Genomic DNA, 14,830 nt, shown 5'->3' with positions numbered 1-14,830 from the left:
GATCGAAATTACACCAGAGAATCCATGAGCCCAATAGCTGCCGGGCTTTGCGCCATACGGGTATAAGATTCGATAAAGCGGGCAACATCTTGCTCTGTCACATTCCACGGCAAAGAAACGCGTAAGGCCTGCCCCGCCAAGTCATCCGCCCCCATAGCTTCCAACACGTGTGAAAACGCTACTTTACCCGAAGAACAGGCCGAGCCAGCCGAAACACAAATACCATCCAGATCTAGACGCATCAGTTGCGCCTGCGCCCGCCTGCCCGGCAATGCCAAAGAAACAGTATTGTTCAGGCGCGGCACATCTGCCCCAAATACTTTGGCGCCTGCGGCCACTGCCGCCTGCTCAATACTATTCCGCAACGGGGCTAGATCTCGCGGCTGCTCCAGCGCCGCACCTAAAGCTGCGGCCAGGCCCGCAATAGCCGGTAGCGGAGGCGTGCCACCACGACGGCCCTGCTCCTGCCCTCCGCCCTCAAATATTGGCAGCACACGTGCTGGGGCTGGCCCACGCAACAACAAGGCCCCCGCCCCTTTTGGTCCACCCATTTTGTGGCCTGAGCACGCAAGGCTATCGATTCCGCTTTTCTCAACAGATAATGGCAAGCGCCCGGCTGCCTGCACCGCATCTACATGCAAATGCGCCCCATACTTCCGACACAGCAAAACCACATCATCAATCGGGTGCAGCACGCCTGTTTCATTATTCGCCAGCATCAAACACACAAAAGCAGGTGTTTCATCCTGCGCCAGCACCTGTTCCAGCTTATCTAACCGTACCTGACCATTGGCATCCACATCCAACCACGCCACGTGTGCATCTTCTGGTGCACCCTTGCGAACAGCATCATGCTCCGTGCGCCCTATCAGAAACCTGCGGCCTTGGCCGAGTCCCCTCATGGCCAGCACATTCGCTTCTGTTCCGCCTGATGTGAAAATACAGTTCAGCGGCGCTACATCCAGATAACGTGCAACCGTATTACGGGCTTGTTCCAACAAAGCGCGAGCCTTACGGCCAGCCCGATGCACGGAAGATGGATTCCCTGTTAAATCAGCAGCTTCCAGCAAGGCTTCACGCGCTTGCGGGCGCAAAGGCTCTGTTGCATTAGCGTCCAGATAAACCACATCTGAACCACTGCTGTTTTTTTCTGTTCTGCTTGTCATGATGCCCCAAATCAGATCGCCTGCCACACAGACATGCCATACCCAAAAGGGCGAAAAACAGCCATTATAACGATTTATGTGGAAATCTTGGTCGCACAGCCGCTATAGAAAGCCGCATGGTCAACACCACGAGGTGCAGCATGCCTAATCACGCTGGGAGAAAAACCTTCCCCCACGCATTACGATCTCCACGGAATCTTGGTGCATGATTATGCCTGTGTCTTCTCCAAGGTCAACGGCAGAAAACACCTTCTGCTATTTTCTCTACACATCAGAGACACCATATACCTAAAGAACCTTTCCTTTCCATTTCCTCCCCACAAACGGAAAGGAAAGGTGTGTTGAACATTTAACTGCGTGGCTTCTGCCCCGCATGGCCTGATTAGGAACGTGGCATCGTTTTTAGCCAGACCTGTTTACAGAACCCGGAAACGTCATGCCCACGGACGTTTTCCATGATCAAGCGGAACCCGAATGCCAGAGGTTATGTTTGCCGGCCCTGATGGTCGTCTTGAAGGGCGCTATCACCATTCAAACGAGCCCAACGCCCCGCTTGCCCTCGTGCTGCACCCCCACCCGCTGCACGGCGGCACCATGAACAACCGCATTACCTATGCGCTGTATCGCACGTTCGAAAAGATGGGCTTTTCCGTCATGCGTTACAACTCGCGCGGGGTTGGCCGTTCTCAGGGGCGGTTTGATGGCGGTATTGGCGAAATTTCAGATGCCGCCGCAGCGCTGGACTGGATGCAGATGGTTAACCCCAACGCCAGTGGTCTGTGGATTGCAGGTTATTCTTTTGGTGCTTTTGTTGGCATGCAATTGCTGATGCGCCGCCCAGAAATTACCGGCTGGATCAGCATTGCACCACCTGCCGCGCATTATGATTTCGGCTTTCTGGCACCCTGCCCCTGCGGTGGCCTGATGATTGCTGGCGGCAAGGATGATATGGCCCCAGAACCTGCCATTCATAAACTGGTAGATAAGCTGAACACCCAAAAAGGTGTAACAGTTGATTACCGCGTTTTCCCCGAAGCGGATCATATCTTTGCCAAACAGGTAGATAAGATTACCAACGCGGTGGAAGACCACGTAACCAAGGCCATGGCGCACCATAATATGCCTTTGGCGGCGGACTAAAAACCGCTTTACTGCTGCCAGCCATTTTTATGGACTGGCAGCAGATATATTTCCTTAAAAAATATCAGTCTTTTCGGCGCGGGTGTGCCAGCTCTCGTACAACACCATGCAACGTGCGCAGTTCCTGCTCTGTTACCTCACCGCGTGTAAAAAAGTGGCGTAGGTTCCGCACCATACCGGGCCGTTTCTGCTCATTGCGCAGAAAACCGCAGCTATCTAGCTCACGCTCCAGATGTTGCAGAAAGTTTTCCAACTCCCCTTTGGTGGCCACATGGGTCTCATTCGTCATGAGTTCATGCGGGGGGGTCTGATCCTCTGCCATCCACCATTCATAAGCCATGATCATGACGGCCTGCGCCAGATTAAGCGACATGAAAGCCGGATTAAGCGGATAGCGAATCAGTGCATCTGCCCGCGCCATATCTTCATTATCAAGGCCAGCACGTTCGGGGCCAAACATCAGGCCAACTTTTAACCCGCGCCCTGTTGCCGCACGCAATTCCGCTGCACCACCACGGGCCGTTAAAACTGGCTTGATGATATGCCGAGGCCGTGGGCACGTTGCATACACATGGTGCAAGTCTGCCACGGCATCATCCACACTCTCATGCACCGTTGCAGCTTCCAGAATCCGATCTGCCCCGGAGGAAGCACGCCATGCGCGCTCTTGCGGCCATCCATCCCTTGGGCTGACAAGCCGCAAATGGAAAAGGCCCCCATTGGCCATGGCGCGCGCTGTGGTGCCAATATTTTCCGCCATCTGCGGACGCACCAAAATAACAACTGGCGTATTGCCTATTGGCTCCAGAGGTGCGCCTCCGTCCCGCCCGGTCATGCGCGCCTCCAGCTTGTGCCGTCTTTGGTATCTTCCAGCACAATGCCCTGAGCCTGAAGCTGATCACGTAGCGCATCGGCCTTTGCAAAATCCCGCGCTTTGCGAGCCGCCAGACGTTCGTTGATCAGGGCTTCAATCGCGGCGTCTTCATCAGATGCATCACCTTTAAACCACTGGTCCGGGTCACCCTGTAAAAGCCCCAGCATGCCTGCACCTGCTTTAAGCGCGCCTGCGGCTTGCCTATCTCCTGCCAAAGCTTGCGCTGCAAGAGCGTGCAGCTCCGCAATAGCCTTGGGTGTATTAAGATCATCTGCCAGAGCTTGCAAAACGCCCTCTGGCACATCTGTTTTTGGCACCGGTCCCGCAGCAAGCGCACGGTAGAACCGATCCAGCGTTTTACGCGCTTCCTGCAAACCGGCCTGCGTATAATTGAGCGTAGAGCGATAATGCGCCCCCAACAGCAGCAACCGCAGAGCTTCTGCCGGGGCTTGGGCCAGCACATCCCGAATGGTCAGAAAATTGCCCAAAGACTTGGACATTTTCTCGCCCTCAACCAGTAGCATGGCATTGTGCACCCAATAATTGGCAAACTTGCCATGTGGGAAGCAACACAGGCTCTGGGCACGTTCGTTTTCATGGTGCGGGAACAGAAGGTCTGATCCGCCACCATGAATATCAAAGCTATCCCCCAAATAGCGATGGGACATAGCCGAGCATTCAATATGCCACCCCGGCCGCCCACGGCCCCAAGGGCTATCCCACCCCGGCTGGTCTGCATCCGATGGTTTCCACAGCACAAAATCACCCGGTGCTTTTTTGTAGGGAGCCACCTCTACACGTGCGCCAGCTTCAAGATCTTCCGGGTTGCGGCCAGAAAGTGCGCCGTAGGATGGAAAGGAGCTGACCGAAAACAGCACGTGCCCTTCGGCCTCATACGCGTGGCCGTTTTTAATTAACCGCGCAATCATGGCCTGCATTTCACCAATATTATGTGTGGCGCGCGGCTCTATATCCGGCGGCAGCACATTCATGGATGCTAGATCTTGATGGAATTCTTCTGTCGTGCGCTGGGTAAGAGAACCAATATCCTCCCCATTCGCACGGGCACGGGCGGTAATTTTGTCATCAACATCCGTGATGTTCCGCACAAATGTCACACGCGGGTAAACATGCCGTAGCAAACGCACCAGCACATCTGCCGTTAACATAGCCCGCAAATTGCCGATATGGGCCAAGTCATACACTGTTGGCCCACAATAATAGACTTTTACATGTGCCGGATCGATAGGCGTAAACGGCACCGTGGCACGGCTTTGGCTATCGTGCAGGGATAGAACTGGATGAGGAGGAAGATGAGAGTGCGGCATGCAGCCTAGATGCGCCAGCAGCGGTTTGGATGCAATATCCTGCCGCCTCAAAAAACCTTCCATCAACGTAAAAACAGGTCTTGACGACAGGGGGTAGTTTCAGCTTAATTCTGCCCCTGCGCAAGACGCATGAGTGCCCTTATAGCTCAGTGGTAGAGCAACCGCCTTGTAAGCGGTAGGTCGTGGGTTCAAATCCTACTGGGGGCACCACTTTTTCTTCCCCATTGAAAACTTAGCGTTTAGTGGCAGGCGGCCGGTTTACGCGGCCACCCATCCATCCTGCTTAAGGGCTACTCCTGCCAGATATAGACTGCCACAAATCAGCACTCTTGCAGGTGGCTGTGGATTCTGGGCAACCAGCGCATCCAACGCCTCAACCAGCGTTGGCCCAACCTGAGCCTTTCCGCCAGAAGCTTCTACAATAGCTTCCACCGGCAATGCCAAATGCTGCTGAGGCTCACAAATAGCCCACACGCTAGATGCAAATGGCAATACAGGGTGCAAAAACCCTGTTGCATCTTTGGTTTGTTTCATGCCCACCAGCACATGCAGGGGCTGATCTTTCCAGTGCGCCAGTTCCTGCGCCAAAGCATTGCCTGCACCGGGATTATGGCCACCATCCAACCAGAGTTCCCAGCCCTTAGGCAGATGAGAAGCCAATGCGCCATGAAGCTGTTGCATGCGTGCAGGCCAGTTTACACGGCCAATGCCCTGCCACGCCTGCTCCGGCACATGCAGGCCGGAAACGCGCAATGCCTCTACAGCAAGCCCCACATTTTCAACCTGCCACGGCCCAACCAACGCTGGCTGAGGCAATGTGAGTTCTCCGGCCCTGTCTGTAAATGTCAGCCTAGCCGTGCCCGACTCCGCACCGTTTTGCGAAAAAACTGACCATTCAGCCCCACGACGATAAAGCGGAGCCCCTACCTTTTCGGCCTCCGCTTGCAGAACTTTCATAACCGCCTCTGGCTGCTTGCCCGTTACAGCAGGCACACCCGGCTTGAAAATACCGGCTTTTTCTCCGGCAATAGCTTCCAGCGTGTCCCCCAAAAATGCCTCGTGATCGCGCGAGACGGAGGTAACAATACATGCCACAGGTTTACGCAGCACATTGGTGGCATCACACCGGCCACCAAGCCCCACTTCGATAATAGCCAGATCTGCCGGATGGCGAGAAAAAAGCAGAAAGCCAGCCGCTGTCAGAACTTCAAATACGGTAATGGGCGCACCAGCATTCACTCGCTCGATTTCTTCCAGCGTGGCAACCAGTTCCGATTCGCTAACAAGTTTACCAGCAATACGAAACCGTTCTGTAACATCCACCAGATGTGGGGATGTCATCACATGCACACGCCAGCCTGCGGCCTCACCAATCGCACGCAGAGTTGCGCATGTGCTGCCCTTCCCGTTTGTGCCTGCAACATGGATAACGGGGGGCAGCTTTTCTTCCGGGTGCCCCAGCTTTGCTAGCAGCGCCTCTAACCGCCCAAGGGAAAGATCAATCAGGGCTGGATATAGGTTATTCAACCGCTCCAACACCGCGCCAGTCCGGCCCGTAAATTCTGCTGTTGGGCCAGAGGCTGCTACTTTTGTCATGGAAAATTACTCTGCGGCGGCGGGAGCCGGTGCTTCTGGGCGCGGCGGCGGTGCTTTTACATCAGCCGGTGCATGCATCAGCAGCCCGATCACGCGGGCCAATGTTGTGGGCACATCCTTACGCGGCACCACCATGTCCAACATACCGTGATCCAACAGATATTCAGACCGCTGAAAACCTTCTGGCAGCTTTTCGCGCACTGTATCCTGAATAACGCGAGGGCCAGCAAAACCGATTAGCGCATTGGGTTCGGCCATCTGCACATCGCCCAACATGGCAAAGGAAGCCGTAACCCCACCTGTGGTTGGATTGGTCAGCACCACAATATAAGGCAACCCGGCTTCTTTAAGCATTTCAACGGCTACGGTGGTGCGTGGCATCTGCATTAGGCTGATAACGCCTTCCTGCATACGTGCGCCGCCAGAAGCCGTAAATATAACCAGAGGGGCTTTTTGCAGAATAGCCAAGCGTGCAGCGGCCACAAAGCGCTCACCAAACGCAGCCCCCATGGTGCCTGCCATAAATTCAAACGCCATCACACCTACAACAGCCTGATGGCCACCAATGGTGCCGTGGGCCACAATAAGCGATTCATCCAGATGGCTTTTTGCGCGCGCATCTTTAAGACGATCTGTATATTTTTTCTGATCGCGGAACCCAAGCGGATCAACCGGAGCAGATGGCAGTTCGATACGGGTGAAGTCCCCGTTATCAAATGTCCATTTCAGACGGTCTATAACCGGTGCTCGCATATGATGCCCACAATGGGGGCACACATTCAATGCCTTGTGCAGCTCTTTGGTCAGAATCATCTGGCTGCATGAGTCACAGGTCGTCCACAGATTATCCGGCACATCCCGACGCAGCAGGCCGCGAATTTTGGGACGAACATATTCGGTGATCCAGCTCATTTTGAACCCTGTGACTGCACAATACAAATTGCAGGGACAAATATAATATGGCCCAGCACGCGTTGCATTACGCTGGCTGAAGCTATCTGCCAAGTTTTATGAGAACTTACAGGCTATATGCCCCTGCGGAAACTAAGCCTGAAGCTTGTAATTCACCCCCAAGCTTCAGGCCATAACTGAGGCTCTGATTACAGAGCGCCTTCCACCCATGCCTTCAACTGGCTTTTGGGCAGGGCACCCACTTTTTTATCTACAACCTCACCATCACGCACCAGCATAAGGGTAGGAATGCTACGCACCTGATACGCATTGGGGGTTTCTGGATTGTCATCAATATTTACCTTGGCGACAGTCACCTTACCGGCAAGTTCCTTGCCAATTTCTTCCAGTGCTGGGCCAATCATCTTGCACGGACCGCACCATTCTGCCCAGAAATCTACCAGCACAAGGCCAGATGCCTTGAGAACATCTTTATCAAAGCTGGAATCGCTGACAGCAAGCGTGTGTTCACTCATTTTCTGGTTCCTTAAAATCTCCGGCACGCGCCTGCATGCCGTGAACTGCCTTTACCAATACAGGGTAACAAGTTGAAACGGCTTACTACCCAACTCTTCCTAACACTTAAGGTTGCGCTTGCTGTGGTCAAGATACAGCCGTAGGCAAAATGCCGGGGGCGTGTTTATCCAACACCGCATCTGGCAGAACATCTGCACGTGGCATTTCTGTCCAAACCAAAACGCAAACCACTGGCCGATCTGGCCATATGCCCTGCAGAAGGGCACGATAAGCCGCCATCTGTCGGAGATATAGAACAGGTGTATCCTGCACCCTACGGGGAGCATGGCGGCCAGTTTTAAAATCACACACCAACACTTTGTTTGGCAGCACACGCAAACGATCCACCTGCCCCACAATAACCTGCCCGCCAGCCACACCGGCCAAGCGCTGCTCCGCCCGTGCAGTAGGATCAAACAGATCAGCCAGTTCCGGCAGCCTCAAAACCGCAATAACCTGTTGTGCAAGCACGGTGGCTTCATGCGATGACAAACCACTTGCTGGCCGTGCCAACCACTGATGCGCCATAGCGGGTTGCTGTTCTACCGGGCAATTTGGCAAAAACTGCAACAAAGAATGTACCAGATTACCACGCCGAAAAGCTGCCTCACGCGCCTTGGCGGGTGTAACAGCAGCAATATCCAGTGGCGAACGCACAGGTGGTAACGGCCCAAGCATGGTATCATCTGGTTTACTTGGCGCCAATGGCCGCGCTAGTGGGCTTTCAGCTTCTGGCAAAATAGGTTTCCATAACGGAGCAGTTCCCATCCACAATGGCAACGAAGTTACGTTCATACGGTTGTCAACAGAACTCGGGCGGGACTTTTGGGAATTAAGCTGTTCCTGCTGCGTTTCTTCTAGAAGCAGCATAGGGCCAGACCATCCTCCTTCCTGAAAATCTACTTCTGTTGCACCTGCTTTTTCAAAACCAACCCGGCATCTTTCGTACCAACTTTCTGCGGGCACATTGCGCCCCGGCTTCCATCCACACACAACCAACCGATCCGCCGCACGTGTAAGTGCCACGTAAAGCAGTCGATTATATTCCTCCACCACACGGCTCCGCATAACGTCCTTAAGGCTCCTCGTTAAACCGACAGACAAAGCATTACGCGGCACATACAAAGGCACATCTACATTTTGTGTTTTATCATGCGCCCAAAACAATCTGTCCTCAAAACGCGGAAGGCCAACTGTATCCGGCAAAATCACCAAACGAGCCTGCAACCCCTTAGAACCATGGGCTGTCATGATTCTTACAGAATCTCCCCCAGCTTCAGCTTCCCGCTTCACGGTTTCTTCTGAATGACGCATCCAATGCAGAAAACCTTGTAAAGAAGGCGGATGCTGATCCTGATATCTTATTGCTGCAGAAAGTAATTCATCAATTGGTTCTGCTGCTTCCGGACCCAATCGTGCAAGAAACCGTGCACGTGCTCCACCCGGCCCCAGTGCAGCAGAAAGAAGCTCATAAGGCGTAAGATAATCTACCTGTCTGAACAAACCATTCAGAAAATTCCACGCTTGTTTCCAATCTGATTGTTCTGTGTGGCGCTCTCGCAGTGCTGACCATAACGGTTCTCCTTTTTCACGCCCCGTAGCCAAAGCCATCAAACTATCATCCGATACACCACCGAGCGGAGATGTGAGCACACACGCTAATGTTAAATCATCTTGCGGCAACAAAAGTGCTGCACATAATGAAAGCATATCCTGTACAGCAAGATGCTCGGCCAATCCCGTACGCACAAGCGTAACCACTGGAATATTATGGCCTTTCAACGCACGCACTAACATCCCCACAAAGGGAGAACGGCGCGGCACAAGAACCAGAACATCTCCTGCTGTTAAAGGATTTTTCTCAGATAAAGATTTTTTATTTAACTGCCGGAAGATATACCCTGCCACAGCATCTGCCAATTTTTGGCGTGAGCTCTGCCGTGTGGCATTTCCTTGTGCTGGTTCCCACGGGCTAATACTATCTTCTTCATCTTCAGTCTCAACCAATGGCCATAACTCTACACGCCCCCCTTCGCCAGGGCGTGCCGTAATATGCTCCATAATTTGCCCAGGTTCTTCAATAACCCCTTTGGCTGCATCAGATTCTGCAAAAACTGCATCAACCAGTTTAAGAACGGGCGCAGTTGATCTAAAGGAAACTGTGAGTTCTGGTTCACGCCATAATAAATGCGCATCCTGAACACGCTTTTTGAACTTCTGACGCCATTCTCGAAAAGAATCTGGATCTGCACCCTGAAACCCGTAAATGGACTGCTTATAATCCCCTACAGCAAAAATAGTCCGCGGCGGTTCCTCTTCACTTCGTCCACCAAGGCCAGCAAAAAATTCTTCTGTAAGATCGCCCGCTATACGCCATTGTTCAGGAGAGGTATCCTGCACCTCATCCAGCAACAAATGGTCTATACCTCCATCCAACTTATACATGACCCAAGCGGCGCCTGGTTCTCGCAAAAGTCCCAATGCACGTTGAATAAGATCATCATACTCAATTTGACCATGTCGTGCTTTTTGCGTTGTATAAAGGCTAGAAACATCTGCTGCCATTTTAAGCAATGCACTTCCCATTTCTGCCAATTTTCGTGCACGCAGTTGCTCTTCCACTCTGGATATACGCTCACCCTCTTTTTGAATATAGAGCGCAATATCAGAATATTTTTCAGAAAGTTTTTTAGAAATTAAACCGGTAGAACGTAGCTTTCCATCTTTTGTAAGAAAACCGCTTTGCCACACAGACCATTGCCTTGCCCGCTCAGAGGCAGGCAAGGCAAGCCAATCTAAAAGAGAAAAAGCATTTCTTTTAATTGCTTCCGACCCCTCCTTAGAAAGAATCTGAAACCCCTCTCTTAAATTCTGTTCTTCTGGAAAATCAGAGCATAATTTTTCAAGAAATTCAGAGGTGCTGCCATGTAATATATCAGGTGATAATCCTAGAATCTGGCATAATATAGCCTCAGCCTTATGAGGAGCTTCTACAATGAGTTTTAGCAAAGACGCTGATCTCTCATCTTTTCTTAAAACCCCTGAAATAAAAATAAAATCTCCAAGAGAGATCTGACCTGCCAGTGGAGAGATAACACCTTCTTTTTGCTGCCCTAAAATGGCTTCTACGCACGATTGCAAAGCCAAGGATGCATCTGTTTCTTCCATAACTGTAAAATGCGGATTCATGGAAGCTTCCAGAGGGAAGCGCCGCAACAGAGATTGGCAAAACGCATGGATTGTTCCAATGCGCATACCCCCAGGAAGATCAAGCACCTCTGCAAATAATGCACGCGCACGCCTGCGTGTTTCATCTGTGCAAGGAACGTACAACCCTGCCAACTCTTTATCTAATTCCTCATCCAACAATGTTACCCAACGGCCAAGACGCTTTTGCAGACGAATGGACATTTCCGCTGCGGCTGCCTTCGTAAAGGTTAAGCACAAAATACGGGCAGGTGAACTTCCGGGCTGGATAGAACCATCTTCTGCCAAACGCGGCAGCATCAAGCGCAAAAGGCGGTCAATCAGCAGTTTTGTTTTACCACTTCCCGCAGAAGCTGAAACAAAAACCGAAGCCGAAGGATCCGAGGCCAGAGCTTGCTGCGCGTTCGCCTGAGAAATAGCTTTTTGTAAAGCTTTCTGTGCAGATATGCTCATTCCTCATCCTCCTTACGGGCTGAATTCCACTCAGGCACACGCGCCAGACGTGCATAATCGGCAAAGCGCGGCTCTCTGCCCGGATGGGGATGAGAAAGGTAAGGTTGATCTGGTTGATCGTATGCAGCCACCCGCAATAGCAAATTTTCCCAAGTTTGTTCGGCCAAATCGGTAAGGCTGAGTGCTTCACGGGTCTTCACAACCACCTCTTCTCCCGGATCAGCGCCACCCGTTAGGCGCCAATAAATAAGATCTGATATTTCTCTTGAATGTTCGGGAACCTCTTTAAAACCACCCCGAATAATCATAGCGGCCTCAAGCGGAAGCTGCGGGCTCCAACCGGCCCAAACATCTTTGGCAGAGGGTAATGTGCCCGTTTTATAATCCTGCACAATCACATGCCCATCAGCATTCAATTCTATACGGTCTGCCCGACCAACAATGTCAAACTTACCGCCTGGAGCATCCATAATGCTCACACGCCCACGAATTTCTGTCAGAATAGCGCGCGGCACACCGTGTTCACTACGTCGTTTTTCTTCAGCCTGCACCACCCATCGGGCAATACGTGTTAATCTGGGCGCCCACCATGCACGCAATGCTGGGCGCAAAACATGTTCCTGTAAACTTGCAGAAAATAAATCGCATAATTTCTTTTCTGCATTCTCTGGCCATGCCACACCATAAGCTTTTACCCAGCGCTCCAACGCCTTATGCACAATCATACCATAGTCAGATGCATCGGCTGCTTCTTCCAACTCTGGCAAGACTTCAAGGCGCAAAACGTGTTTTGCGTAAATAGTGTAAGGATCTCTTATCCAAGTTTCTATTTCTGTCACACTCAAACGACGTGGCCGCAATGCAACGGGGGGCATGGGCTGCGGTGGTGCAACAGGTGTTGCTGGCCCTAATGGCTGATCCAACTTATTCAACCAAACTAAAACAGGGTGATTAGGAATATACCCATTACGGCCAGCCAAAAAAGCATCAAGCCGCGTAAGCCATCTGGCCGGAACAACAGGTGCACCTTCTCTCCGCCGTGCGCTGGAAAGAATAACTGTATCTGCGGCGGCTGCGCTTGCAAAAAAATCGTGCGCGGCCTGCCCTACTGCCTGCTCTGGAGATGGAAGCCCCATTCTTTGCCGCATAGGCCGGCTCATCCATGGGCCAGCATCTACTACGGGCGGCCACACACCTTCAGAAAGCCCGCCCAGAATAACTGTTTCTGCTGTTTGCAAGCGTGATTCAAACAAACCCCAGATTAAAACACGTGGATGTAAAGATTTGGGGTCTCCACCTCGGCGCATAGCAACGCGTTCAGGAGCAAGAACTGCTGTTAACAAGCCATCCAAAACAACAGGCGGTTGAGGCGGTAAAACCTCTGATGCTAACATCAACTCTGTTAACTGGCTGGCAAGCATATTGCCTTCTTCACCACGCCATAAACGCTCTGATGCGCTTTCTTCATCAGTTGCAACCAAACGCTCTACTGTTGCAATTAATGCAGCAAGTAAGTCTGGCACAGGCGCGCAGTGCTGCTCTAAATCTTGCGCTGTCTGCACGCTTGCTTCTACCGCATCCAGCTCCCACCCAAGAACCGGTTCCAGACAAAAAGCTAAACGCTGCATGAAAACAGACAATGCTACCGGACCAAAAGGCCTATCCGCCGTAACACCACCTTCCAGCTTGGCTTTTGCTCTTTCATTCAGGTTTTCTAAAGCATTATTCACAACCCGACATAAAGCTGCAAACCCAGGTGGAGGTGCTGGACCACGCAAAATAGCACGTTCCAAAAGGCGTGCTGTTGCACGGCAGACACCTGATGAAAAACCACATGCAACCAAAGGATGTTTTAAAACACTCAAAAGAGAAACTGGCGAAAATCTGCTATCCACCATTTGAGCAACAAGACGTAATAAAACAGCCGCAGGTGTATCCACCAAGGATGAGCCTGCACTGTCATCCGCCAGCACACCCCAGCGTGCCAGTTCCGTTGCCACACGTGCAGCCAATACTCTATCTGGCGTTACAAGGGCGACACGATGCATTGGTTTTTCGATCGCCTCACGCATGATCATGCTGATTGCAACAGCTTCTTCCTGCTGATCCGCTGCATCTAGCCTGTAAACATTTTCTAACTCAGCACCACCTGGATGAGACCAATCATCCAAAGCTTCAGCCGGAAGAAGAACGCGCGCAAGAATGGCAGCTCGTTCTGCTCCTTTTCCTGTTTCTTCCCAAACTTGAACTTTATTTCGTGTGATTTCTAAATTTTTTAGTAAAACACTTAACCCAGCCTGAGGGTGACTATCTGGCAAAGAAAGAAAGGTTTCCTCTGCCATCATCATATCCAATCCAGGCAATACAACCTTACCTGCAGGACATTCCAGAACGGCTTGCAACACCTTTACTGTAGGCTGCATAACATGTGTAAACCCGGCCGCCCATATAGGTGTACTATCACCCTGTTGCGCGAGTTTACGCCATAAATCTGCCTGTGCTTCAAGCAACGCAACCTGTCTGGCCACAGGGTTCATAACCCCGTTTTCCCTTAACCATTCTGGCCATGCCTGTGTTACAATTTCTAGAAATCTTAAAATAATTTGCCAATGTTCTGCAAAGTTTTCTTGCACAGCTTCTGGCAAACGTTCTGCCAGATTAACGCCAGACCACTCGGCTTCATCCATTAAATCTGCCAGAGCTTTTGCCAAAGGCCATGCCTGATCCAGTGTTGGCCGTGTGCCAAATGCTTTATCTGCCTGCAAAACCAGCCGAGCCAATACAGCTAACCTTGTCATACTGGCAACAGCGGGGGGCAAGTCCAATGCCAGCTCACTGCCTATGCCAGCGGACAATCCCAGTTCAGCTTCATCCAGCGCACCGATAGGCACAATGCGTGGCAGCAATACACTCTGCCCATCCATATGGCGCAAAAAAGCTTCTGTTAATGCACGTGCAGCACGTCTGCCGGGCAATACAATAATGCCTTCACCTATAGCTTCTACATCATGATTTGCAGATTCAATCCAACGTATGGCGAGTTGATCGAGGAAAGGAAGGTGTGCGGGAATTGTTGCAAGTTTCATGCGCCAATCCCATAGCCAGCCATATCTATCTTTTTCAATCTTTCTTCCCATCCTGATAATCTGGCTTGGCGCTGCCCGTCAGCCAGAACATGTATTTCAAGATTCAAGGCATCTTCAGGCAACAAGTCTTCCAGTTTTTGGGGCCATTCAACCAGCACCACACCTTCTCGCGCCTCATCCCATCCGAGCTCCTCAAGCTCATCTGGGCCACCCAATCTCCAGAGGTCAAAATGAGACACAATGCATAAAGGAGATTCGTAAGATTGCACTAAAGTATAGGTCGGGCTTGGCACCTCTAGGTTGGGCTCTTGGCAAAATGCTCGCAAAAAAGCACGTGCAAAAAGGCTTTTCCCAGCCCCTAGCGGCCCAGAAAGTAAAATAGCATCCCCTGCTTGCGCATATTCTGCCAGCTTTGTGGCCAGTTTTATTGTTGCATCTTCATCTTGCAGAATCATTTCTCTGGCCATCTTACTCTTCTCCGTTCATTGCCCAGCCATTTGCTGTAAATCACAA

General features: G+C 51.6%; 10 protein-coding genes and 1 tRNA gene. 2 read left to right on the top strand and 9 right to left on the bottom strand.

Translation table 11 applies throughout. The features are described from left to right. Positions 1-8: 8 nt before the first annotated feature. Positions 9-1,193: a cysteine desulfurase family protein gene (locus FKW19_RS08585; protein ID WP_089179799.1), complete on the bottom strand. Its 1,185-nt coding sequence runs from the start codon at positions 1,191-1,193 to the stop codon at positions 9-11. Positions 1,194-1,640: 447 nt separating this feature from the next. Here FKW19_RS08585 and FKW19_RS08580 point away from each other — a divergent pair, with 447 nt between their 5' ends. Further along, positions 1,641-2,306 carry an alpha/beta hydrolase gene (locus FKW19_RS08580; RefSeq protein ID WP_003623374.1) on the top strand — a complete coding sequence of 222 codons (666 nt, stop codon included), beginning with the start codon at positions 1,641-1,643 and terminating at the stop codon, positions 2,304-2,306. 64 nt (positions 2,307-2,370) lie between these two features. Here FKW19_RS08580 and FKW19_RS08575 read toward each other — a convergent pair whose 3' ends face one another. Both FKW19_RS08575 and cysS read right to left on the bottom strand, forming a co-directional pair. Beyond that, a complete protein-coding gene (locus FKW19_RS08575; RefSeq protein WP_006115623.1) occupies positions 2,371-3,141 on the bottom strand; it encodes an RNA methyltransferase in 771 nt (256 codons plus the stop codon). After that, positions 3,138-4,571 (bottom strand): cysteine--tRNA ligase, encoded by a 1,434-nt coding sequence (gene cysS, locus FKW19_RS08570; RefSeq protein WP_089179800.1) that lies wholly within the window; start codon positions 4,569-4,571, stop codon positions 3,138-3,140. Before cysS ends, FKW19_RS08575 begins: the two co-directional genes overlap by 4 nt. A 72-nt stretch (positions 4,572-4,643) precedes the next feature. Here cysS and FKW19_RS08565 point away from each other — a divergent pair. Beyond that, positions 4,644-4,718: transfer RNA gene (locus tag FKW19_RS08565), tRNA-Thr, on the top strand. Between the two features lie 48 nt (positions 4,719-4,766). Here FKW19_RS08565 and FKW19_RS08560 read toward each other — a convergent pair. The 6 genes from FKW19_RS08560 to tsaE all read right to left on the bottom strand — a co-directional run bounded on the left by FKW19_RS08560 (position 4,767) and on the right by tsaE (position 14,784). Further along, a complete protein-coding gene (locus FKW19_RS08560; RefSeq protein WP_089179801.1) occupies positions 4,767-6,104 on the bottom strand; it encodes a folylpolyglutamate synthase/dihydrofolate synthase family protein in 1,338 nt (445 codons plus the stop codon). Positions 6,105-6,110: 6 nt separating this feature from the next. Then, positions 6,111-7,016 carry an acetyl-CoA carboxylase, carboxyltransferase subunit beta gene (gene accD, locus FKW19_RS08555; protein ID WP_089179802.1) on the bottom strand — a complete coding sequence of 302 codons (906 nt, stop codon included), beginning with the start codon at positions 7,014-7,016 and terminating at the stop codon, positions 6,111-6,113. 188 nt (positions 7,017-7,204) lie between these two features. Continuing rightward, positions 7,205-7,531 carry a thioredoxin TrxA gene (gene trxA / locus FKW19_RS08550; protein ID WP_089179803.1) on the bottom strand — a complete coding sequence of 109 codons (327 nt, stop codon included), beginning with the start codon at positions 7,529-7,531 and terminating at the stop codon, positions 7,205-7,207. A 127-nt stretch (positions 7,532-7,658) separates the two neighbouring features. Further along, positions 7,659-11,231, bottom strand: coding sequence for a double-strand break repair helicase AddA (gene addA, locus FKW19_RS08545; protein WP_089179804.1), 3,573 nt, complete (start codon positions 11,229-11,231; stop codon positions 7,659-7,661). Further along, entirely contained in the window at positions 11,228-14,317 is a 3,090-nt protein-coding gene (gene addB, locus FKW19_RS08540) for a double-strand break repair protein AddB (RefSeq protein ID WP_089179805.1), read from the bottom strand. Before addB ends, addA begins: the two co-directional genes overlap by 4 nt. Continuing rightward, entirely contained in the window at positions 14,314-14,784 is a 471-nt protein-coding gene (gene tsaE / locus FKW19_RS08535; protein WP_063354771.1) for a tRNA (adenosine(37)-N6)-threonylcarbamoyltransferase complex ATPase subunit type 1 TsaE, read from the bottom strand. The genes addB and tsaE overlap by 4 nt, the downstream gene beginning before the upstream one ends. Between the last annotated feature and the right edge of the window lie 46 nt (positions 14,785-14,830).

Source organism: Acetobacter sp. DmW_125128, assembly GCF_008704325.1.
In the GTDB taxonomy this organism is placed as follows: domain Bacteria; phylum Pseudomonadota; class Alphaproteobacteria; order Acetobacterales; family Acetobacteraceae; genus Acetobacter; species Acetobacter oryzifermentans.
Note: the sequence above shows the minus strand (reverse complement) of the source record. Positions and strands in the feature narration are given on the sequence as shown.